At 65.2% G+C, this 23190-nt stretch carries 16 protein-coding genes and 2 pseudogenes; 6 read left to right on the top strand and 12 right to left on the bottom strand.

The features are described 5' to 3' along the window. Nucleotides 1–79: 79 nt before the first annotated feature. The 10 genes and pseudogenes from ACTGJ9_RS32020 to hpaR all read right to left on the bottom strand — a co-directional run bounded on the left by ACTGJ9_RS32020 (nucleotide 80) and on the right by hpaR (nucleotide 15132). Nucleotides 80–958: a transglutaminase family protein gene (locus ACTGJ9_RS32020; protein ID WP_456674303.1), complete on the bottom strand. Its 879-nt coding sequence runs from the start codon at nucleotides 956–958 to the stop codon at nucleotides 80–82. Beyond that, on the bottom strand, nucleotides 955–3477 hold the full coding sequence (locus tag ACTGJ9_RS32025; protein ID WP_456674304.1) for a circularly permuted type 2 ATP-grasp protein: 2523 nt from the start codon (nucleotides 3475–3477) through the stop codon (nucleotides 955–957). Before ACTGJ9_RS32025 ends, ACTGJ9_RS32020 begins: the two co-directional genes overlap by 4 nt. A gap of 27 nt (nucleotides 3478–3504) precedes the next feature. Further along, a complete protein-coding gene (locus ACTGJ9_RS32030) occupies nucleotides 3505–6774 on the bottom strand; it encodes a transglutaminase family protein (RefSeq protein WP_456674305.1) in 3270 nt (1089 codons plus the stop codon). Between the two features lie 204 nt (nucleotides 6775–6978). Then, nucleotides 6979–8502 carry a UxaA family hydrolase gene (locus tag ACTGJ9_RS32035; RefSeq protein WP_456674306.1) on the bottom strand — a complete coding sequence of 508 codons (1524 nt, stop codon included), beginning with the start codon at nucleotides 8500–8502 and terminating at the stop codon, nucleotides 6979–6981. Between the two features lie 156 nt (nucleotides 8503–8658). Beyond that, nucleotides 8659–9435, bottom strand: coding sequence for an HpcH/HpaI aldolase family protein (locus tag ACTGJ9_RS32040; RefSeq protein WP_456674307.1), 777 nt, complete (start codon nucleotides 9433–9435; stop codon nucleotides 8659–8661). 283 nt (nucleotides 9436–9718) lie between these two features. Next, the gene (locus ACTGJ9_RS32045) at nucleotides 9719–10447 is read right to left on the bottom strand and encodes an ABC transporter ATP-binding protein (protein ID WP_456678694.1); all 729 of its coding nucleotides are present in this window, start codon (nucleotides 10445–10447) and stop codon (nucleotides 9719–9721) included. Continuing rightward, complete coding sequence (locus ACTGJ9_RS32050) at nucleotides 10447–12204, bottom strand: branched-chain amino acid ABC transporter ATP-binding protein/permease (protein ID WP_456674308.1); 1758 nt, start codon at nucleotides 12202–12204, stop codon at nucleotides 10447–10449. The genes ACTGJ9_RS32045 and ACTGJ9_RS32050 overlap by 1 nt, the downstream gene beginning before the upstream one ends. Before the next feature lie 16 nt (nucleotides 12205–12220). Further along, nucleotides 12221–13092 (bottom strand): annotated as a pseudogene (locus ACTGJ9_RS32055) (branched-chain amino acid ABC transporter permease). Between the two features lie 83 nt (nucleotides 13093–13175). Next, entirely contained in the window at nucleotides 13176–14321 is a 1146-nt protein-coding gene (locus ACTGJ9_RS32060; protein ID WP_456674309.1) for an ABC transporter substrate-binding protein, read from the bottom strand. Nucleotides 14322–14613: 292 nt separating this feature from the next. Continuing rightward, nucleotides 14614–15132, bottom strand: coding sequence for a homoprotocatechuate degradation operon regulator HpaR (hpaR, locus tag ACTGJ9_RS32065; protein ID WP_456674310.1), 519 nt, complete (start codon nucleotides 15130–15132; stop codon nucleotides 14614–14616). A 110-nt stretch (nucleotides 15133–15242) separates the two neighbouring features. On the opposite strand from hpaR, the gene hpaH reads away from it, so the two are divergent. From hpaH to ACTGJ9_RS32095, 6 genes and pseudogenes are all read left to right on the top strand, one after another. Continuing rightward, nucleotides 15243–16049: a 2-oxo-hept-4-ene-1,7-dioate hydratase gene (hpaH, locus tag ACTGJ9_RS32070; RefSeq protein WP_456674311.1), complete on the top strand. Its 807-nt coding sequence runs from the start codon at nucleotides 15243–15245 to the stop codon at nucleotides 16047–16049. 27 nt (nucleotides 16050–16076) lie between these two features. Beyond that, nucleotides 16077–16475 carry a 5-carboxymethyl-2-hydroxymuconate isomerase gene (locus ACTGJ9_RS32075; protein ID WP_456674312.1) on the top strand — a complete coding sequence of 133 codons (399 nt, stop codon included), beginning with the start codon at nucleotides 16077–16079 and terminating at the stop codon, nucleotides 16473–16475. Beyond that, on the top strand, nucleotides 16468–18006 hold the full coding sequence (gene hpaE / locus ACTGJ9_RS32080) for a 5-carboxymethyl-2-hydroxymuconate semialdehyde dehydrogenase (RefSeq protein ID WP_456674313.1): 1539 nt from the start codon (nucleotides 16468–16470) through the stop codon (nucleotides 18004–18006). The genes ACTGJ9_RS32075 and hpaE overlap by 8 nt, the downstream gene beginning before the upstream one ends. Before the next feature lie 123 nt (nucleotides 18007–18129). After that, nucleotides 18130–19113 (top strand): 3,4-dihydroxyphenylacetate 2,3-dioxygenase, encoded by a 984-nt coding sequence (hpaD, locus tag ACTGJ9_RS32085; RefSeq protein ID WP_456674314.1) that lies wholly within the window; start codon nucleotides 18130–18132, stop codon nucleotides 19111–19113. Nucleotides 19114–19116: 3 nt separating this feature from the next. After that, nucleotides 19117–19986 carry a fumarylacetoacetate hydrolase family protein gene (locus ACTGJ9_RS32090; RefSeq protein ID WP_456674315.1) on the top strand — a complete coding sequence of 290 codons (870 nt, stop codon included), beginning with the start codon at nucleotides 19117–19119 and terminating at the stop codon, nucleotides 19984–19986. Nucleotides 19987–20011: 25 nt separating this feature from the next. Beyond that, nucleotides 20012–21636: pseudogene (locus ACTGJ9_RS32095) on the top strand (thiamine pyrophosphate-dependent enzyme). Between the two features lie 124 nt (nucleotides 21637–21760). Here ACTGJ9_RS32095 and alkB read toward each other — a convergent pair. Next, nucleotides 21761–22414, bottom strand: a complete 654-nt coding sequence (gene alkB, locus ACTGJ9_RS32100; RefSeq protein WP_456674316.1) for a DNA oxidative demethylase AlkB — start codon at nucleotides 22412–22414, stop codon at nucleotides 21761–21763. Between the two features lie 9 nt (nucleotides 22415–22423). After that, nucleotides 22424–23170 (bottom strand): 2OG-Fe(II) oxygenase, encoded by a 747-nt coding sequence (locus ACTGJ9_RS32105; protein ID WP_456674317.1) that lies wholly within the window; start codon nucleotides 23168–23170, stop codon nucleotides 22424–22426. Nucleotides 23171–23190 lie beyond the last annotated feature (20 nt).

Raw genomic sequence — 23190 nt, forward strand, 5'->3', positions numbered from 1 at the left:
ACATCAAGGAAACACAGCGAAACAAATTTCCCGCACATGGACGCATTGGTTCACATTGGCGGAAACGGTGAAACTACGGTCACTCCACCAGCTGCACGTCCACGGCGACGCCGAGCTTCTGCTTCGGCGAGCCGACGATGATGCCGTCCACGGGGGACACATCGGAGAAGTCGCGGCCGACCGCCAGCACGATGTGGTCATCGGCGACCAGGAGATCGTTGGTCGGATCGAAATCGACCCAGCCGAGCTCCGCGCCGCACCAGAGCGACACCCAGGCGTGCGTGGCATCCGCGCCCTGCAAGCGCGGCTGTCCGGCCGGCGGAATGGTGCGCAGGTAGCCGCTGACATAGGCTGCAGGCAGGCCGAGCCCGCGCAACCCTGCGATCATCACATGGGCAAAATCCTGGCAGACGCCGTGGCGCTTGTCGAAGACCTCGTCGAGCGGCGTCGAGATCGCCGTCGCCTTCGGGTCGTAGCGAAACTCGGTGCGGATGCGATGCATGAGATCGACCGCCCCTGCGAGGATGCCTTTTTCAGGCGCGAAGCTCCCGGCAGCATAGGCACTGACCGGACGCAGCACCGGCACCAGCGGGCTCGCAAAGACATAGCCGATCGGCGAGGACGGCCCGAGGCTGGTCGCTTCAAACGCGAGATCGCGGATGCTCTCCCAGGACGGGCTCGCGGCATCGCGCGCCGGCGGCTTCCGCTCGACGGAGACGCGCGAGCGCGAGTCGATACGTAAATTGCGATGCGCGGCCTCGATCACAATGCTCTCGGTCAGCGTGCCGAAGAAATCGCGGCGGACGTTGCGCTCGGACGGACGCGGGCGGATCTCGATCTTGTGCGAGATCAGCTCCTGGCCGTTGCCGTCCCTCGGCTCGAGCCGCAGCGTGCAGCGGGCGAAGCTGACCGGGGTCTGGTACTCGTAGGTGGTGACGTGCCGGATGTCGTAGATCACGCCAGCCCCGTCAGCTTTTCCGGCCGGCTCGCGTTGCTGCCGTGCGGGAAATAATGCAGGCCGATCGCTTCGGCGAGGCTGAGCAGATCCTGCTCCAGCGCGAACAGGGTCTTGACCTCGAGCTTCTCGGCTTCGGCGGTCGCCAGCATGGACTGCACCGCCACCGCAAGCCGCTGCGGCTGCTCGATGAGGCCGTGCTCCTTCAGGGTCGGCAGGGCCGCGATGTGCTCGTTCAGCGTCGTCAACTGGAACGCCACCGAACGCGGATTGTAGGGATCGAGCACGGCGAGGTCGCGCACCGGCGCCAGGATCGGCGCCAGCAGATAGCGTGAGCGGTAGGTGATCTGGGAATCCACCAGCGTCAGCAGGAGGTCGAGGTCCTCGTCGCCGGCCTCGTCGTAGGCAAACTGTCGGGCAAAACGCGCGGTGTTGATGGCGCGCTCGGTGCGGCGGCCTATATCGAGGAAGCGCCAGCCGGCGGCGCGGTTCATGTTCTCTTGTGCAAGGCCTGCAAAGCTCGCAAGCTCCTGCAAGGTCAGCTCAGCCGCGCTCAGCACGCTGTCCTCGTCTTCGACCTCGTAGGAGAGCCGATCGGCCATCTCGGTGATGACCTGCCAGGCATCGGGCGACAGCCGCTCGCGCAAGGAGGTCGCGGTGCGCTGCGCCGAGCGCACCAGCGATAGCGCCGAGCCGAAACGCTCCGGGCTTTGCAGGGCTTCGGCGACGATGCGTCCCGGTGCCGTGCGCGAGGTCTGCGAGATCGCACCCCAGGTCACCAGCAGGCGCTGGATCCGTTCGGCCGATTGCAACGAGGCCGCGGTGCCCTTGTTGGGCCCGCTCGGCGAGCCCAGCGCGCGCACCAGTCGCAGCGTCGCTTCGGCGCGTTCGAGGTAGCGGTCGAGCCAGAACAGATTATCGGCGGCGCGGCTCGGCAGCACGCCCGCGATGCGACGAATGCGGACCTTGTCGGTTGCCGGCAGCAGCGATGCGGTCGAGACCTTCTTGTCCGAGACCACCCAGACGTCGGCGGCACGCGCACCGTCGCCCATTGATACCGCGCGCGCATCGGCCTGCTCGGCGATCCGGCAGAAGCCGCCGGGCATGATAGCCCAGCCATCCGGCGTTGCGGCAGCAAACACGCGCAGCACGAAGGGACGCGGCATGATCTGCCCCTGCTCCCACACCGGCATGGTGGAGAGACGCACCACCTCCTGGCCGACATAGTCCATGCCGCGCGCGCCGATAGCATCCGTCAGGCGCTGGCGTCCGGCAGCGTCGAGCTCGCTTGCGAGCACCGGACCGTTGCTGTCGAAGCCGGGCACGCCGCGCCGGTAGGCGCCTTCGATCGCGACCTCATCGAGCCGCGACAGCACCTCGTCGCGCGCCGAGCGCTGGCCGCACCACCAGGTCGCGATATGCGGAATCTTCAGCTCTTCGCCGAGCAGACGGCGGCTGAGCGCCGGCAGGAAGCCGAGCAGCGCCCGCGCTTCCAGCACGCCCGACCCCGGCATGTTGGCGACGACGACGCCGTCCTTGCGCAGCACGTCGATCAGGCCGGGTACGCCGAGATGCGAGGAGGCGTCGAGCTCGAGCGGATCGAGCGAGTTGGAATCGACACGGCGCAGCAGCACGTCGAGCCGCTTCAGCCCTGCGACCGTGCGGATGTGGATGCGATTGTCGCTGACGGCGAGATCGTCGCCCTCGACCAAGAGGAACCCGAGATAGCGCGCCAGCGTCGCGTGCTCGAAATAAGTCTCGCTGAAACTGCCGGGCGTGAGCACGCCAATCCGCGGCTCGTCGCGATCGGCGCGGGCACGAAGCGAGTCGCGGAATGCCTCGAAGAACGGCGCGACGCGCGGCACGTTCATCGACTTGTAGAGATCGGAGAAGGCGCGCGACAGCACCAGGCGGTTCTCCAGCGCATAGCCCGCGCCTGACGGCGCCTGCGTGCGGTCGCCGAGCACCCACCAGCGGCCGTCGGGCCCGCGGCCGACATCGGTGGCATAAAGCGAGAGGTAGCGCCCGCCCGGCGGCGGCACGCCGCAGACGGGGCGGAGATATTCGGGACTGCCGGCAATCGCGCCAGCCGGCAGCGCGCCTTCCGCGACCAGCCGGCCTTCGCCATAGATGTCGCGCAGCACGAGTTCGAGCAGCTCAGCGCGCTGGGTGATGCCGGCCGAGAGCTGCTTCCAGTCGGCCTCGTCGATCAGCAGCGGCAGATGGCTGAGCGACCACGGCCGGTCGGCGCTGTCGCCGGGCGCCCGGTAGGTGACGCCGGCCTCGCGGAGATGGCGGTCGGCCATGCCAAAGCGCCGCTCGACCTCGTCGGGCGCGAGCGCGCCGAAGGCATCGAAGAAGCGGCTCCAGACCGCGCGCGGGGCGCCGTCGGATCCCAGGAACTCGTCGGGAATGCCGGGCAGGCGGCGATAGTCGCGGACCCATTGCGCGAGGCGGCGCTGGCCTTCGCGCTGACCTTGCGCCTTACCCGCCTTGTCCTGCTCGGCTGCGCCCTCGCCCATGCGCCTCTCCCTGCCCCACCATCATACTCATTGCAGGAGCGGTGTCCGCAAGTCGAGGGTCAGCGGGAATTCATTTGTGCGTTCCTCGGGCGGCGGCTGCATGGGGCCTGGCGTATGCCCGTGGTCCTGGAAGCGCGCCAGCCGCCGCGCCTCAGCCTCATAGGTGTTGACCGGCTTGGTGTCGTAGCTGCGGCCGCCGGGATGGGCGACGTGATAGACGCAGCCGCCGAGCGAGCGGCCGTTCCAGCTATCGATCAGGTCAAACGTCAGCGGCGCGTGGACCGGAATGGTCGGGTGCAGGCCGGAGGCCGGCCGCCAGGCCTTGAAGCGGACGCCGGCCACGGCTTCTCCCGAGCGGCCGGTCGAGGTCATCGGCAGGCGCCGGCTGTTGCAGGTCACGACGTGGCGGCCCTCGATGAAGCCCTCGGCCTTGACCTGGAGCCGTTCGACGGACGAATCGACATAGCGCACCGTGCCGCCGGCAGATCCCTCCTCGCCCAGCACGTGCCAGGGCTCCAATGCCTGGCGCAGCTCCAGCGTCACGCCGCCATGATGGATGCGGCCGAAGGCGGGGAAGCGGAATTCGAGCTGGGCCAGATACCATTCCGGCTCGAACGGATAACCGGAGCCCTTGAGCTCGGAGAGCACGTCCTGAAAATCTTCCCAGATGAAATGCGGCAGCATGAAGCGGTCATGCAGCGCGGTGCCCCAGCGCACGAACTTGCCCTGTTGCGGCTCGCGCCAGAATTTCGCGATCAGCGCGCGTATCAGGAGCTGCTGTGCCAGCGACATGCGCGGATCCGGCGGCATTTCGAGCGCGCGGAATTCGACGAGCCCGAGGCGGCCGGTGGGGCCATCCGGCGAATAGAGCTTGTCGATACAGATTTCGGCGCGGTGGGTGTTGCCGGTGATGTCGACGAGCAGATGCCGGAACAGCCGGTCGACCAGCCACAGCGGCGTCTGATAGCCCGGCGGCGGCACGTGCGAGAGCGCGATCTCGAGCTCGTAGATGCTGTCATGACGGGCTTCGTCGATGCGCGGCGCCTGGCTGGTCGGGCCGATGAAGAGGCCCGAGAAGAAATAGGACAGCGACGGATGCCGCTGCCAGTACAGCACCAGGCTCTTCAACAGATCGGGCCTACGCAGGAACGGCGAATCCTGCGGGCTGGAACCGCCGACCACGACGTGATTGCCCCCGCCGGTGCCGGTGTGGCGGCCGTCGACCAGGAACCGATTGGCGCCGAGGCGTATCTTGCCGGCATCCTCATAGAGCCCGACGGTGATGTCGACTGCCTCGCGCCAGTTCTTGGCCGGCTGAACGTTGACCTCGATGACGCCGGGGTCGGGCGTCACCTTGATGACCTCGATGCGCGGATCGAACGGCGGCGCATAGCCCTCGACATGGACCTGGAGCTGCATCTCCTCGGCGGTGGCCTCGACCGCCGCGATCATCTCGAGATAATCCTCGATACGCTCCACCGGCGGCATGAAGGCGCAGATCACGCCGTCGCGGACTTCGATCGACAGTGCCGTTCGGACGGGCACGGACGTATTGAGCTTCTCGGGCGCGACCCGCGGCGGCGATTTCGGACGCTCAGGGAGCGTGAACACCGGCAGCTTGCCGCGCGCCTCGATCGGATCCTGCTCGACGATGTAGGGATATTCACTGGGCGGGACGTAGCCGAGCGAACCAATCGGCAAGCGCAGTCCGAGGGGTGAATCGCCGGGCATCAGGAACAAATGATTGCGCCGGAGTTGCCAGCGTTCGCTGCGCCAGCGCGGCGGCGCGTTCCAGCGCTGCACCGGCAGCACGAAACCGCGTGGCTTGCGGAGGCCCTCATCGAACACCCGCGCCATGCGCGCGCGCTCCTCCGGATTGGACAATTTGGAATCGGAGGGATCGACGTTGACCGGAAGCTCGGCCTCCTTCTGAAGCCAGTAGACGGTGTCCTCATAGGCCGGAATGACGTAGCCGGGATCGAGCCCGAGCCGCGCCGCCGTGCCTTCCATGAAGTCCTCGGCGTCCTCGGTCACCGCGCGCCTGGGATTCTCGATCTTGGCGACGAGGTCGCCATTCTTCCAGATCGGCACGCCGTCCTTGCGCCAGTACAGGCCAAAGGCCCAGCGCGGCAGGCTCTCGCCCGGATACCATTTGCCCTGGCCGTAATGCAGCAGGCCGCCCGGCGCGAAGCGATTGCGCAGCCGGCGGATCAGATCGTCGCCAAGCGCACGCTTGGTCGGGCCCACCGCTTCCGTGTTCCACTCCGCGGCTTCGAGATCGTCGACCGACACGAAGGTCGGCTCGCCGCCCATGGTGAGCCGCACGTCCTGGGCTGCGAGATCGCGGTCGACCTGCTCGCCGAGATCGTTGAGCCGCGTCCAGGAGTCGTCGGAGAACGGCTTCGTGATGCGCGGCGCCTCGCGGATGCGGCGGACGCTCATGTCGAAGGCGAATTCGACCTCGGCAAAACCCGCGCCGCCGGAGATCGGCGCTGCCGAGCGATAATGCGGCGTGGCGGCAACGGGGATGTGCCCCTCGCCCGCGAGCATGCCCGAGGTCGCATCAAAACCGATCCAGCCCGCGCCCGGCAGATAGACCTCGGCCCAGGCGTGCAGATCGGTGAAGTCGTTCTCCACCTCCGGCGGGCCCTCGATCGGATCGATGTCGGGGCGGATCTGGATCAGGTAGCCGGAGACGAAGCGCGCGGCGAGGCCGAGATGGCGGAAGGTCTGGATCAACAGCCAGGCGGAATCACGGCATGAGCCGGCGCAGGAGGTGAGCGTCTCCTCCGGCGTCTGCACGCCGGGCTCCATGCGGATCACGTAGCTGATCTTCTGCTGCAGGTCCCTGTTTAGGTCGACCAGGAAGTTGACCGTGTTCGGCGCCTCGCGCGGGACCGAGGCGAGATATTTTGCGAACGCGGGATCGGGCTTGATGGTCTCGAGATACGGCGCCAGCTCGGCCTTGAGGTCTTTCGGGTATTCGAACGGAAAGCTGTCGGCATAGGGCTCGACGAAGAAGTCGAACGGATTGACCGTCGTCATCTGTGCCGTGAAATCGACTTCGATCTTCAGCTCGGTCGTTTTCTCCGGGAAGACGTAGCGCGCGATCCAGTTGCCTAACGGGTCCTGCTGCCAGTTCACGAAGTGATTGGCCGGGGTGACCCTGAGCGAATAGCTCAGGATCGGCGTGCGCGTGTGCGGCGCCGGCCGCAGCCGGATGGTCTGCGGTCCGAGATCGATCGGGCGGTCGTATTTGTAGTGCGTGACGTGGTGTAATGCGACGTAGATCGACACGGGGTGCGGTGCTCCAGCAGCTTTTTTGAGCAGAACACCGCTGGTGACCTCGATCAAGCATTAACAACGGGCAGACCGTGCCTAGCAAATATCCGCCGTGGCCCTCCCGTAGCCCGGATGGAGTGGAGCGCAATCCGGGGTTCTTCGCCCGCGGATTGAGTTGTCCCGGATTGCGCTGCGATCCATCCGGGCTACTTGCTCACGTCACATCGTCGCGCCGAGCACCCAGGGCGCGAACTCGGCGCCGCCGAAATCGAAGCTTTCGCTCTTGGTCGGCTGGCCGGACGCGGTCTTGAGGATGAGATCGAAAATGCGCTGACCGCACTCCTGCACGCTCTCCTCGCCTTCGAGGATGGTGCCGCAATTGACGTCCATGTCCTCTTCCATGCGCTTGTACATGGGCGTGTTGGTGGCGAGCTTGATCGAGGGCGCGGGCTTGCAGCCGAACACGCTGCCGCGGCCGGTGGTGAAGCAGACGAGATTGGCGCCGCCGGCGACCTGGCCGGTGGCGGCGACCGGATCGTAGCCGGGCGTGTCCATGAACACGAAGCCGCGCTTGGTCACCGGCTCGGCGTAGCGCAGCACGTCGACCAGGTTGGTGGTGCCGGCCTTGGCCATCGCGCCGAGCGACTTTTCCAAAATGGTGGTGAGGCCGCCGGCCTTGTTGCCGGGGCTCGGATTGGCGTTCATCTCGGCGCCCTCGCGCTCGGTGTACTCGTCCCACCAGCGCATCAGATCGACCAGCTTCTCGCCGACCTCGCGGCTGACCGCGCGGCGCGTCAGCAGATGCTCGGCGCCGTAGGTCTCGGGCGTCTCCGACAGGATCACGGTGCCGCCGTGGCGGACGATGAGGTCGCTCGCAGCACCGAGCGCCGGATTGGCCGACACGCCGGAATAGCCGTCCGATCCGCCGCATTGCAGCGCCACGGTCAATTCACTCACCGGCACGGACTCGCGCTTGACCTTGTTCGAGTCAGCGAGCGCCTCGCGCACAAACGCAATGCCGGCCTCCACCGTCTTGCGGGTGCCTCCGACGTCCTGGATGTCCATCGCGCGGAGACGGCCGGCGAGCTTCTGCTCTTCCATCAGCCCGCCGATCTGGTTCACCTCGCAACCCAGCCCAAGCACGATGACGTGGGAGAAATTGACGTGCCGCGCATAACCGCCGAGGGTGCGGCGAAGCAGCGCCAGCGGCTCGTTCTGCGTCATGCCGCAGCCGGTCTTGTGGGTCAGCGCGACGACGCCGTCGACATTGGGGAAATCGGCCAGCGGATTATCGCCGGTGAAGGGATTCTTCTTGAAGACGTCGGCGACGAGGCCCGCGACATGCGCGCTGCAATTCACCGAGGTGAGGATGCCGATATAGTTGCGCGTGGCGACGCGGCCGTCGGGGCGGCGGATGCCTTCGAAGGTCGCCGGCAGGTCGAAATTCGGCGTCGGCTTGACGTCGGCGCAATAGGCATAATCCTTGGCGAAATCGCCCATGCCGATGTTCTGCACGTGCACGTGCTGTCCCGGCGCGATCGGTGCGGTCGCAAAGCCGATGATCTGGCCATAGCGGATCACAGGCTCGCCCACCGCGATCGGCTTGATCGCGACCTTGTGGCCGGAGGGAATGCGCTCGACCGTGGTCACGCCGTCAGCCACCAGTGTCCCCGGCGGCAGGCTCGCGCGCGCGATCAGCACGCCATCATCGGGATGCAGTCGGATGACGGGGCTGATGGTCATAGGAGTCTCCTGTATCGAAACTATCGTGCCCCGGATGCTGCGCAGCGCGAAAGCGGTGCGCTGCTAAGCCGGGGCCCATGCGTGAGGTTGGCTTCTGGGTCCCGGCTCTACGGAGCGGCACTGCGTGCCGCACCGCGTCCGGGACACAGAGAGAGCTCAGGCCTTGCCGGCGGAATCCTTGCGGGTCGCGTTGACCTGCATCTTGGCGTAGGTCGTCATCATGCCGACCTCGTTCGAGAGCGTCACCAGCTTGAAGCCCATGTTGATGGCGCGCGCGGCACCTTCGGCGCCGCTGCAATGGATGCCGGGGTTGAGGCCGCGCTTGGCGCACTCCTTGATGATCTTGTCGTAGATCGCGAGGATCTCGGGCTCGGTGCGGTCGAGCTTCGGCTCGAGGCCGTAGGAGAAGCCGAGATCGGACGGGCCGATATAGACGCCGTCGATGCCCTCGACGTCGAAGATCGCCTCCATGTTCTCGACCGCGGTCTTGGTTTCCATCATCGGCAGCAGCACGATGTCGTCGTTGGCCGTCTTCTGGTAGGAGCCCGCGGTGCCGTACATGCCGGCGCGGATCGGGCCGTTGGAGCGCACGCCCTTGGGCGGATACTTCGCATACGAGACCAGGTTCCTGGCCTCCTGCGCCGTGTTGACCATCGGGCAGATCACGCCATAGGCGCCGCCGTCGAGCACCTTGCCGATGATGCCGGGCTCGTTCCAGGGCACGCGGACCATCGGAGTGACCGGATGCTTGTCCATGGCCTGGAAGCACTGCACCATCGACAGATAATCCTGCACGCCATGCTGCATGTCGACGGTAACGCTGTCGAAGCCGCATTGCGCGATCATCTCGGCCGAGAAGCCGGAGGGAATAGCGAGCCACGCGTTGACCACGGCCTTGCCCGACTTCCAGATTTCCTTGACCTTGTTCGCCACGTTGCCTTCCTTCTCAGTTGTATGGACGCGTGTTTTATGGACCGCGTTGTTTGGGCCGTCGTCACCGGCCGAGCGCCGCGACAGCACACCCTCGCTGTTACCGCGAACCGGGTCGCCGCGCCACGCTCGCAATGACGCAAGACCTATGCGCTCGGCCATGGGATGCCGGCCCCGGGGGCGGCCTTCACTATCGCCGTCCGGATGCCGTCCGGCAAGGGGATGCCCTTCAAGGCGTTCGGCTTTCCGCCCGAATTCCGCATCCCCTCTGACGGAACCCTGCCCGCTACGCACTCACCTTGGCATGGCCGCCGAGATACGCGGCGCGGATCGCTTCGTTGCCCCAGAGCTCGTCGGGCTTGCCGCCGAGCACGATACGGCCAGTCTCCAGCACATATCCGTAATCGGCGACCGACAGGCCCATGCGCGCATTCTGCTCGACCAGCAGCACGGTGGTGTTGCGCCGGATCTCGGAGATGATCTTGAACACGGCCTGCACGATGACGGGTGCAAGGCCGAGCGACGGCTCGTCCAGCAGCAGCAGGCGTGGTTTTGCCATCAGCCCGCGGGCGACCGCCACCATCTGGAGCTGGCCGCCGGACAGCGTCCAGCCGAGCGCGTTGCTGAACTTGCGGATATCAGGGAACAGGTCGAACATCGCATCCGCCTCGCGCGAGATCTCCGAGGTCGAGGCCCGGCGGTTGGACGCGCCGAGCATGATGTTCTCTTTCACCGTGAGACCCGGGAAAACGCGGCGGCCTTCCGGCACGTGGCTGATGCCCATGCGGACGATCGCCTCGGGGCCAAGGCCTGCGATCGACTTGCCGTCGAACAGGATGTCGCCGGAGGTCGGCTTGGCGAGCCCGGAGATGGCGCGCAGGGTCGTCGACTTGCCGGCGCCGTTGGCGCCGAGCAACGTTACGACCTGTCCCTCTTCGACGGCGCAGGTGACGCCGCGCAGCGCTTCGATCTCGCCGTAGCGCACCACGAGATTGCGGATTTCGAGCAACGGCATCATTCGCTCCCGAGATAGGCGGAGACGACGTCGGGATGACGCAGCACGGCCATGGATTCGCCGTCGGCGATGCGGCGTCCGAAGTTGAGCACGGTGATGTGCTGGGCCGCTTCCGAGACCAGCGTCATGTCATGATCGATGATCAGGATGGTCAGCCCCTGTGCGGCGATGCGCTTGAGCAGCTCATGCAGCTCGAGTTTCTCGGTCGAGTTCAGGCCGGCCGCGGGCTCGTCGAGCAGCAGCAGCGTCGGGTTCGAGGCCAGCGCACGCGCGATCTCGATCAGGCGCTGATGGCCGTAGGAGAAGCTCGAGATCAGCTCGTTGGCGCGGCTGCCAAGGCCGACGAAGGTCAGCGCCTCCATCGCACGCTCGGTGAGCGCGTCGTCGCCCTTCCCGACCATGGTGTTGCCGGGCCGCTCCGCGCCGATCTCGACATTCTCCAGCGCCGTCATCGAACGGAACAGGCGGATGTTCTGGAAGGTGCGTCCTAGACCCGACGCAGTGCGCTGATGCGGCGGCATGTGGGTGATGTCGGTGCCGTCGAGCACGATCTTGCCCGCGGTGGCCACATAGAGGCCGGAGAGCACGTTGAGCGTCGTGGTCTTGCCGGAGCCGTTCGGCCCGATCAGCGCATGCACGCCGCCGCGCTTCACCGCGATGTCGACGCCATCGACGGCCTTGAGGCCTCCGAAGTGCTTCGACAGGCCCGTGACTTCGAGCACGGTGCCGCCGCCGACCGTCGCCGGTTTCAATTGCAGCGCGGCAGCCGCCGGCGGTGCCTTGATCTTGGCGCGCCAGCGCGTGAAGGCATCCGCGACAAAGCCCCAGATGCCGTCGGGCATGAAGCGGATGATCAGGATCACGAACAGGCCGTAGATGGCGAGGTAAAGGCCGGGCACGCTCTTGAGGAAGCGCAGCCATTCCGGGATCAGGATCAGCAACCCCGTGCCGATCGCCGAGCCGATCGGCGAGGCCACGCCGCCGAGCAGCGACATGGTCAGGAACACGATCGATTCGGCGAAGGAGAACTGATCGGGGCTGACATAAGCGAAGCCGCCCGCGAACAATCCGCCCGCGAGCCCGCCGAGCAGCGCACAGAGCGCGAAGGCGTAGATCTTGGTGCGGAAGACGTCGATGCCGTTGACGCCGGCTGCGAGCTCATTGTCCCGCACCGCACGCATGGCGCGGCCGAGCTTGGTGTCGGAGAGATGCCAGACCAGGTAGCCGACGATTGCCAGCATCGCAACGCAGAAGGCGAGATAGCTCTGCGAGGTCTGGAAAAGATCCGGACGCTTGATGTTGGGAACGCCGTCGGGGCCGCGCGTCAGCCAGATCGCGTTGATCATGACCAGCGTGACGATCTGCTGGAACGAGATCGTCACCATCGCGAGGTAATGACCGCCGAGCCGCAGGGTCGACATACCGAGGAAGGCGCCCGCGAGCAGCGAGATTACGCAGCCGCCGACGAGGCACAGCCAGAAGCTGACATGCAGGTCCGTCGTGCCGATGCCGACCGCATAGGCGCCGAGCCCGAAGAACGCGGCCTGCGCCAGGTTGATCTGGCCGCACAGGCCGAGCACGACCGAGAGGCCGAACACCGCGATCGCGAATGTCGTCGCCTGCAGCAGGATGTTATGAACATATCCGTCGAAGCGCAGGGTCGCGGCGAGCACGACCAGGATCGCCGCGCCGATGAAGTACGGCAGATGCCGGATCAGCAGCGGCTTCGAGTGGATGGCGGGCGCCGGAATCGGCATGTTGTCGCTGGGGCGCTCATGCCTTCTCCGCCACGCGTTCGCCGAAGATACCCTGCGGCCGGAAGATCAGGAAGGCGATCAGCACCAGGAAGGCAAAACCGTCCTTGTAGGGCACCGAGATGTAGGCGGCGCCAAGGTTTCGATCACGCCGAGCGCGAGACCGCCGATGATGGCGCCGGCGACGTCGCCAAAGCCGCCGATGATGGTCGCCGCGAACGCCTTCAGCGCGATCGTCGAGCCCATCTGGATCGAGACGAACAGCACGGGGGCGACGAGAATGCCGGCAAGGCCGCCGAGCACCGCCGAATAGATGAAGGTGATCATGATCATGGTCGAAACGGAAATGCCGAGCAGCGAGGCCATTTCCTTGTCCTGCGAGGTCGCCTGCAGCTTCTTGCCGAGCAGCGTCTTCTCGAAGAACCAGAAATTGAAGATCACGAGACAGATGGTGACGCCGATGATCAGGAGATACTGGCTGTCGAGATAGACCGGTCCGAGCTGGATGCCGGGCGTGTCAAACCAGCCCGGCAGCACCTGCGGCTGCGGGCCGTAAATCGCGAGCACCGAGTTCGCCAGCAGGATCGAGGCGCCGATGGTGGCGATGATCACGGGCAGATAGGTGCGGTGGCGCAACGGATAGTAAACACCCAGATTGAAGACGACGCCGAGCAGCGCCATGCCGAGCAGCGCCACGATGAAGGCCGCCCAATAGGGCAGACCGGCTTCGACCGCGACGACCATCAGATAGGCCGCGACCATGGAGAATTCGCCCTGGGCAAAGTTCACCACATTGGTGGCACGGAAAATCAGCACGAAGCCGAGCGCGACCAGCGCGTAGACGGCGCCGATACCGATGCCGGTAAACAGGAGTTGGAGGGCGAGATCCATGACAAGCATTCTGTTGGAGGTCAGAGTAGTCCGCTGAACGGCGTTCGACCTCCTCGATCGGAATCGAGGAGGTCGATTCAACCTCAGTCGTTGGACTCGATATGCTTGTCGAAGACGATATTTCCCTTGTCGTTCTTCACGATGTTGTAGCCGTGGAGACCGTCGCCGTTCTGGTCGAAATTGTATTCGCCCTCGGCGCCGGCGAACTTCTTGGTCGCCAGGATGGCTTCGCGGATCTTGCCGGGATCGGTCGAGCCCGCCTTGTTGATCGCCGCCGACAGGACGTTGACCGCATCGAAGGTCCAGGAGCTCTGGTTGTCAGGCGCGACCTTGACCACCTCGCGATACATCTTGCCGAACGCCTTCGAGCCCTCGCTGGAATCCTCGGCATAGTCGGCGACGCCATAGGTGTTGTAGAGCGCGGGACCGGCGAGCTTCAACGCGGTGATGTTGACGATCGAGGGCGAGCCGACCCAGGGGATGTTGACGCCGAGCTGGCGCAGCTGGCGGGCGAAGATGCCGAGATCGTTCTCGAAGGTGAAGTAGGACCCGAGAATGTCGGCGCCCGACTGCTTGATCGCGAGCACGACGGGGGTGAAGTCCTGGCTCTGGTTGGCGTAGCCCTGATCCAGCACCGGCGGCGCGCCGGCCTTGGTCAGCGCTTCCGTCAGCGCCTTGCCGCCGGCGGTGCCGAAGGCGTCGGTCGAGTGCAGCACGGCCCACTTTTTCTTGCCGAGCGTGTTGACGCCGTATTCGGCGATGACGCGCCCGGAATAGCTGTCATTGGGTCGGCAGCGGAACAGCCACTGATTGCCCATATGGGTGAGGTTCGGATCGGTGCCGCCGATCATCACGGGTTTGCCGAGCTTGATGACGTCGGGCGCCATCGCATGCACCTGGGTCGAACGGATCGAGCCGAGGAAGCCGACGATGTCGGACTGCGCGGCGAGTTTCGAGAACGCAAGCACGATCCCGGGATTGGTGGTCTGGTCGTCCTCGACGATCAGCTCGCCCTGCTTTCCCAGGATACCGCCGGCCTTATTGACGGCGTCGAGCGCGAGCTTGGCGCCCTTGATGGCGTAGCCGCCGGATTCAGCGGCGGGACCGGTGACGGGCGCGCACATGCCGATCTTGATGGTGGCGCCCTGCGCATTTGCGCTCTTGATGAGGTATGGCGCGGCAATACCGGCAGCAATTCCGGCAGCGAAGTCGCGTCTCGTCAGTCTCATACATTTCTCCCTGAGGCCGGGCGTCCTTGTCGGCCCTTCTCGTTTGGCTGTGTTACTGAATACAGAGCCGGATGCTACTTACGGATTCTCACGCCGTGAGTAAATTGATATTGAGATATCATCGACTATGTGCGGAGAGCTTGCGCCCGGAGATGATGAACACCTGCGGCGTCAATCTATTCTCGGCTGCTTTTCTAGGGGATTTCGCGCATTTCGCGTCGCGCGCGCTACCCACGCGCGATGCAACGACGACAGTCATGCGTGACGGGAACGTCATCATGCAAATTTGCCGCTACGCATCGTCCGTGATCTCATCTCGCGCGTCCGCGGAAGCGAGGCACACCTCCAACTCTCCGAGCATCTCCTGCAACTCGGCGAGCTTGCCCGCGCCGAAGCGCTGCGTGATCTCGGCATAGATCGCTTCCGAGGACGGCGCGACGGACGCCATCAGCTTCACGCCCTCCCTGGAGATCGAGACCATGCTGCGGCGCTGGTCGGCTTTCGCGGTCTTGCGTTCGATCAGGTTGCGCGCCTCGAGGTCGCGCAGGATGCGCGACAGGCTCGGCCCCAGCAGAAACGCGGTGCGAGCGAGTTCCGTGACCTCGGCGGCCTCGATGGACGCCAGCGCGCGCAGGATGCGCCATTGCTGCTCGGTCAGGCCGTGCTCGCGCAGCGATGGGCGAAATTGCCGCATCACCGCCTCGCGCGCCCGCAGCAGCGACATCGGCAGCGAACGCGAGAAGTCGCGCATCGGCACCTGCCGCGCGGCAGGCGGGCTCGCGTTCGCGGGATCAGCCGGTCTCTTCGTCATAACGCCCTTTCAGACTGCAATGTTTGCAGTGCAGCAAGCCCGAATTATGATTGACGCATTCACTTAACATGTTAAGTATTTTCGGGCACCACGATTTTGGTCGTTCACCGATGGCGCTTTCCAAAGACGATATCCAGGCTTGCGCGAACCGTCTGCACCAGGCGGAGAAGACCCGCGTACAGATCCGGCAGCTCTCGCAGGATTTTCCCGACATCACCATCGCCCATGCCTACGCGATTCAGAAGGCCTGGGTCGACATCAAGATCGCCGAGGGGCGCCGCGTCAAAGGCCACAAGATCGGCCTGACCTCGAAGGCGATGCAGAGCGCGCTTGATATCGACGAGCCGGATTCCGGCGTGCTGCTCGACGACATGTTCTTCGCCGATGGCGGCATGGTACCGACCGAGCGCTTCATCGCGACCCGCGTCGAGGCCGAACTCGCCTTCGTCATGAGCAAGCGGCTCGAGGGCCCCGACTGCACGATGTTCGACGTGCTCAATGCCACCGACTTCGTGGTTCCGGCCCTGGAGATTCTGGACACGCGCATCGAGCGCGTCGATCCCAACACGAAAGCCACGCGCAAGATCTACGACACCGTCGCCGATAACGCGGCGAATGCCGGCATCGTGCTCGGCGGCCGGCCGATCCGCCCGCTCGATGCGGATCTGCGCTGGATCGGCGCGCTTTGCTTCAAGAACGGCCAGCTCGAAGAGACCGGCCTCGCCGCCGGTGTGCTCAATCATCCCGCGACGGCGGTTGCGTGGCTCGCCAACAAGATCGCGCCGCTTGGTCTTGCGCTCGAGCCCGGCCAAATCGTGCTCGCCGGCTCCTTCATCCGTCCGATCGAGACCCGCAAGGGCGACACAATTCAAGCCGATTATGGCGCCTACGGCTCGGTCAGCTGCTACTTCGCTTGACGAACAAAATACAGGAGTGAAACCGCCATGCCGCACTTCACGATCGAATATTCGGCCAATCTCGATAGCCGTCTCGACATCGGCGCCGTCTGCGAGATCGTGCGCAAGGCGGCCGTCGAGACCGGCATCTTCCCGCTCGGCGGCATCCGGGTCCGTGCTGTCAGGTGCGAGCACTATGCGATCGCCGATAACAGGCACGATTACGGCTTCCTCGACATGGTGCTGCGCATCGGCGAGGGCCGCGACCTCGCCACGCGGCAGAAGGCCGGCGAGCATGTCTTCCAGGCGCTCTCAAAGCATCTCGATCCGGTCTTCGCCGCCAGCAAGTTCGCCTTGTCGTTCGACATGCAGATCAACGACAAGGACACCAGCTGGAAGCGCAACAACATCCACGATGCATTGAAATTGGTGGCCGCCCATGGATAAGCCCGTACCCAAAGCCGATGTATTCCAGGCCAACCGCGACCGCGCAGCGCCGCTGCTGAAGAAGCTGCAGGCGGACGGCATCGGCCATATGATCGACGGCAAGATCGTGCCGTCGATCTCGGGCGAGAGGTTTGAGACGAAGTCGCCGGTCGATGGCGCAACGCTCGCAAGCGTTGCCCGCGGCAATGCCGAGGACATCGACGCCGCGGCCACTGCTGCCGCGCTGGCTTTCAAGTCATGGCGCGACATGGGCCCCGCAATGCGGAAGAAGCTGCTGCATCGCGTCGCCGACGCCATCGAAGATAATGCCGAAGACATCGCCGTGCTCGAATGCATCGACACCGGCCAGGCATATCGCTTCATGGCCAAGGCCGCGATCCGCGCCGCGGAAAACTTCCGGTTCTTCGCCGACAAATGCGGAGAGGCGCGCGATGGCCTCAACACGCCCAGCGACGAGCACTGGAATATCTCCACCCGCGTGCCAATTGGCCCGGTCGGCGTGATTACGCCCTGGAACACGCCGTTCATGCTGTCGACCTGGAAGATCGCCCCTGCCCTCGCTGCGGGCTGCACCGTCGTGCACAAGCCGGCTGAGTGGTCGCCGGTGACGGCATCGATTCTGGCCAAGCTCGTCAAGGAAGCCGGCGTGCCCGATGGCGTGCTCAACACGGTGCACGGTTTTGGCGAAGAGGCCGGCAAGGCGCTGACCGAACATCCCGCCATCAAGGCGATCGGCTTCGTCGGCGAGAGCGCGACGGGATCGGCGATCATGGTGCAGGGCGCGCCGACCCTGAAGCGCGTGCATTTCGAGCTCGGTGGCAAGAACCCGGTGATCGTGTTCGAAGATGCCGATCTCGACCGCGCGCTCGATGCGGTCGTGTTCATGATCTACTCGCTCAATGGCGAGCGCTGCACGTCGTCGAGCCGCCTGCTGATCCAGCAGAGCATCGCGGACACGTTCGTCGAAAAGCTGACCGCGCGCGTGAAGGCGCTGAAAGTCGGCCATCCCCTCGATCCCTCAACCGAGATCGGGCCCCTGATCCATGAGCGGCACCTCGCAAAAGTCTGCTCCTATTTCGACGTGGCGCGCCAGGACGGCGCCACGATCGCCGTCGGCGGCAAGGCCTATGACGGCCCGGGCGGCGGACATTATGTCGAGCCGACGCTGGTCACCGGGGCGAGCCGAAAGATGCGGGTGGCGCAGGAAGAGGTGTTCGGCCCCTTCCTGACCGTGCTGCCCTTCGAGGACGAAGCGGAGGCAATCGAGATCGCCAACGACATCCGCTATGGCCTCACCGGCTATGTCTGGACCAACGATGTCGGCCGGAGCTTGCGCGTCGCCGACGCGCTAGAGGCCGGTATGATCTGGCTGAACTCGGAGAACGTCCGCCATCTGCCGACCCCGTTCGGCGGCATGAAGGCCTCGGGCATCGGCCGCGACGGCGGCGACTACTCGTTCGACTTCTACATGGAAACCAAGCACGTCTCGCTGGCACGAGGCACGCACAAGATTCAGAAGCTGGGAATTTGATTGTCATTCCGGGGCGGCTCGAAGAGCCGAACCGGAATCCATCGCGCAGCAGAGATAGTGGAAGAATGGATTCCGGGCTCGCGCTCCGCGCGCCCCGGAATGACAAATCCGAGGGGAAACGCAATGCCCGTACCGCAACACATCTTCGACCCGCCGTTCAACATCATCCGCTCCAGCCATGTCGTGCTCGACGTGACCGATCTGAAGCTGAGTCGCGCGTTCTACGAGACCACTATCGGCCTGCATGTCGAGGAGGCCGACGACAAATTCGTTTACCTGCGGGCCGCCGAGGAGCATCAGCATCACTCGCTGGTGCTGCGCAAGGCGGCAGCGCCCGCCTGTAACAGGCTCGGCTTCAAGGTCGGCAATGACGGCGATCTCGACAAGGCCGCAAGGTTTCTTTCCGAGAACGGTCTTGGCTACGCTTTCGCCGACCAGCCGTTCCAGGGCCGCACGCTGCAGTTCACCGATCCCTTCGGTTTCCAGATCGAGCTCTATGCGTCGATGGACCGCAGGCCGCATCTGCTCCGCCGCTACGACCTCTACAGGGGATGCCATCCGCAGCGGCTCGATCATTTCAACGTCTTCGCCGCCGAGGTGCAGGACACGGTCGAGTTCTATGCGCGGCTGGGCTTTCGCCTCACCGAATATGCCGAAGAGGACGGGCCGAACGGGCGCATCGCGGCTGCCTGGATGCACCGCAAGGGCAATGTCCACGATTTCGCCATCACCAACGGCAAGGGCCCCCGCCTGCACCACTTTGCCTATTGGACGCCGACGGCGATGAACATCATCCATCTCTGCGACGTCATGGCCTCCCAGGGTTTTGTGAAGAATATCGAGCGCGGACCGGGACGCCATGGCATCTCGAACGCGTTCTTCCTCTATGTCAGGGATCCCGACGGCCATCGTCTCGAGCTCTACACCAGCGACTACTTTACGGGCGATCACGACCACGAGCCGCTGCGCTGGTCGTTGCGCGATCCGCGCCGCCAGACCCTGTGGGGCGCGCCGGCACCGCGCTCATGGTTCGAGCAAGGCTCGCTGTTCTCAGGCCAAGCCGTGCGCGAGCCGAAGTTCGTGGCCGACGTGCTGGTGGCGGATTAAGTGATGAAGCTCCCTCGCCTCGCCACCTACTCCGTCAAGGGTGCAACCCGCTATGGCGCCGTCCTGGAGGGCGGCATCGTCGATCTTTCCCCGCGCCACGCCAAGGATTATCCGACGCTGCGCGAGGCGATCGCGGCAGGAAAGCTCGCGAGTCTCGCCGAAGCGGCCGCCAGCCTTACGCCGGATCATACGCCTGGTGACGTCACCTGGTTGCCGCCGGTGCCTGCGCCGGAGAAGATCATCTGCATCGGCGTCAACTATCCCGACCGCAATGCCGAGTACAAGGACGGCCAGGACGCGCCGAAATATCCGAGCATGTTCATGCGCTCGCCCCGTTCCTTCGTCGGCCATGACACGCCGCTGGTGCGCCCGCGCGCATCCGCGCAGCTCGATTACGAGGGCGAGATCGTTCTGGTGATCGGCAAGCCCGGGCGGCACATCAAGGAGAGCGCCGCGCTCGATCACATCGCCGCGCTCACGCTCTGCAACGAAGGCTCGGTGCGCGACTGGCTGCGCCACGCCAAATTCAACGTCACGCAAGGCAAGAATTTTGACTCCAGCGGCAGCCTCGGCCCGTGGCTCGTGCCCTACACGCGGGAATCCCAGATCGCCGACATCAGGCTCACCACGCATGTCAATGGCGAGTTGCGGCAGGACGACCGTACCAGCCGGCTGATGTTTCCGTTCCGCTATCTGATCAGCTATATCTCGACTTTCGCGACTCTGGTCCCCGGCGACATCATCGTCACGGGCACGCCGACCGGCGCCGGTGCGCGGTTCGATCCGCCGCGCTATTTGAAGCCTGGTGATGTCATTGAGGTCGCAGCCGAGGGCATCGGATCTTTACGCAACGGCGTCGTCGACGAAGCCTGAACAACACCACGAATGGAATGATGCAATGACCACCCTCACCGGCGGCGAAGCGATCGTAAGCGGGCTCGTCGCCCATGGCGTCGACACCGTGTTCGGCCTGCCCGGCGCGCAGGTCTATGGCTTGTTCGACGCCTTCCACCAGGCTCAGCTCAAGGTGATCGGCGCGCGGCACGAGCAGGCCTGCGGCTACATGGCATTCGGCTATGCCCGGTGCAGCGGCAGGCCTGGCGTGTTCAGCGTGGTGCCCGGCCCCGGCGTGCTCAATGCCAGCGCGGCGCTGCTCACCGCTTACGGCTGCAACGAGCCGGTGCTGTGCGTGACGGGCCAGGTGCCGACGCAGTTTCTCGGCAAGGGCCGCGGCCATCTGCACGAGATGCCGGACCAGCTCGCGACCTTGCGCACTTATGTGAAATGGGCCGACCGCATTGAACATCCCGGCAACGCACCGACCACCGTGGCGCGTGCATTCCAGGAGATGACGTCCGGCCGGCGCGGCCCCGCGTCGGTCGAGATGCCCTGGGACGTCTTTACCCAGCGCGCCGACACCGCTGCCGCACAGGTGCTGGAACCCTGCCCGCGCCGCGGCCCGATCCTGTTCTGATCAAGCAAGCGGCTGCGCTGATCAGGAGCAGCAAGGCGCCGATGATCTTCGTCGGCAGCGGCGCGATCGAGGCGCGCGAGGAAATCCTCGAGCTTGCGGAGATGATCGATGCGCCCGTCGTCGCCTTCCGCAGCGGCCGTGGCATCGTCTCCAATGCGCACGAGCTCGGCCTCACCATGGCCGCTGCCTACAAGCTGTGGCCGAAGACGGATCTGATGATCGGCATCGGCACGCGGCTGGAGCTGCCGACCATGTCACGCTGGCCGTATCGGCCGGACGGGTTGAAGAGCATCCGCATCGACATCGATCCCGTCGAGATGCGGCGCTTCATCTCCGACACGGCGATCGTCGCCGACGCCAGGACCGCGACCGCCGATCTCACTGCTGCCGTCAGCAAGGCGGGCTACAGCAAGACCGCCGGCCGCCGCGCCGCGATCCGCGAGGCGAGTGCGACCGCGCTGGCAGAGATCCAGCGCATCCAGCCGCAGATGGCCTACCTGAACATTTTGCGCGAGGTGCTGCCGGCGAACGCGATCGTGACTGATGAATTGTCGCAGTTCGGTTTCGCTTCCTGGTACGGCTTCCCGATCTACCAGCCGCGCACCTTCATCACGTCGGGCTATCAGGGAACGCTGGGCTCGGGTTTCCCGACCGCGCTCGGCGCCAAGGTGGCGAACCCGGACAAGCCGGTGGTCGCGATCACCGGCGATGGCGGCTTCATGTTCGGCGTGCAGGAGCTTGCCACGGCCGTGCAGTTCAACATTGGCGTGGTGACGCTGGTGTTCAACAACAACGCCTACGGCAATGTCCGCCGCGACCAGCGCGAACGTTTCGACGGCCGCGTGGTGGCATCCGATCTCGTCAATCCGGACTTCGTCAAGCTAGCGGAGTCCTTTGGCGTCGCGTCTGCACGCGTCACCGCACCGGATCAGTTCAAGGCGGCGATGGAGAAGGCTCTGGCTCATGGCGGGCCGTATCTGATCTCGATCGAGGTAACGCGCGACTCCGAAACAAGTCCGTGGGCGTTCATTCACCCGCCGAAGCCTTGACGACCCTCATGGTGAGGAGGCGCGAAGCGCCGTCTCGAACCATGAAAGGCCCGGCTGCTACAGCTCGGCCTCTATCCTTCGAGACGCGCGCGAAGAGCGCGCTCCTCAGGATGAGGGGATAAGGTCAGCGCGTCCTGCGGAAGGTCAGATTGATCCGCTTTCGGCCGAGCAGCGCGTGCTCGCCGTCGGCGAGCGGCGCGACGCCGTGATAGGCGAGCCTGGACGGGCCGCCCCAGACCACGACATCGCCATGGACGAGCCGGAAACGGCGCGGCTTGTCGGCGCGCGCCATGCCGCCGAACAGAAAGGTCGCGGGCAGGCCGAGCGAGACCGAGACGATCGGCGCCGAATAATCCAGCTCGTCCTTGTCCTGATGCAGCGACAGCCGCGTACCGGGCTCGTAGCGGTTGACGAGGCAGGCATCTGGCGCAAAGTTTTGGAAGCCGCCCTGCGCCGCCGCGCGGCGGGCGAGATCGCGAAGCACCGGCGGCATCGCCGGCCATGGCGCGCCGGTTCGCGGATCGACGGGATCATAGCGATAGCCGGTGTGATCGGTGATCCAGCCGCGTTCGCCGCAATTGGTCATGGCGACCGACATCAGATGACCGCCAGGTGTAGTCATGCGGCGGAACGGCGACTGCGCCACAATGGCGCGCACCGCGTCAATCAGCTCGCTTTCGATCGCCTTGACGAAGCCGCGCAACAGCACGGCACCGTCCGCGATCTCCTCGCGTGACGGTTGGGCTTCTGCGACGTCGTCGAACAAATCAGCCGTCAATCATCCCACTCATTTGGCATCATGAAAGATCACACCCAGGGTGTGGCGCTGGCCGGACCTGACACGGCTGACGCCGTGGCGCAGATTAACGCGGTACGTGCCGCGTGTCCCCTGCACCGGGCGATGATGCACAGCGAAGGCGACCGCATCGCCCTGCGCCAGCGGCACGACCTCGGCGCGCGACTGCATGCGCGGGCGCTGCTCGGTCAGCACGAACTCGCCGCCGCTGAAGTCGCGTCCCGGCTCGGACAGCAGGATCGCGACCTGCAGCGGGAACACGTGCTCGCCATAGAGATCCTGATGCAGGCAATTGTAGTCGCCGGCCTCATATTGCAGCAGCAATGGCGTCGGCCGGCTCTGGCCAGCCTCATGGCAGCGCTTGAGGAAGGCCGCATGCGCTGTGGGATAGCGGATGTCGATTCCCATCGCCTCGTTCCAGCGATTGGCGACGCCCTGGAGATGCGCATAAAGCAACGGCCGCAGCTGCGTGATGAGATCGGGCAGCGGATAGGAGAAATATTTGTACTCGCCGCGGCCAAAGCCGTGGCGACCCATGACGATGCGGCTGCGGAAGTTTGAGTCGTCGGGATAGAGAGCGGCGATGGTGCCACACTGGTCGGGCGTAAGCAGGCCCTTCAGAACGGCACAGCCGTGGGTGTCGAGTTCGGCGGTGATCTGGGGCCAGTCGAGGGCGTCGATGTGGGCAGTTAGGTCGGCGGGTGGCCGATGGGGTGGTTTGCGTGCTGTTGCCGTCATGCCGCCACCTTCGCAACACG

Source organism: Bradyrhizobium sp. RDM12, from assembly GCF_051917485.1.
Taxonomy (GTDB): domain Bacteria; phylum Pseudomonadota; class Alphaproteobacteria; order Rhizobiales; family Xanthobacteraceae; genus Bradyrhizobium.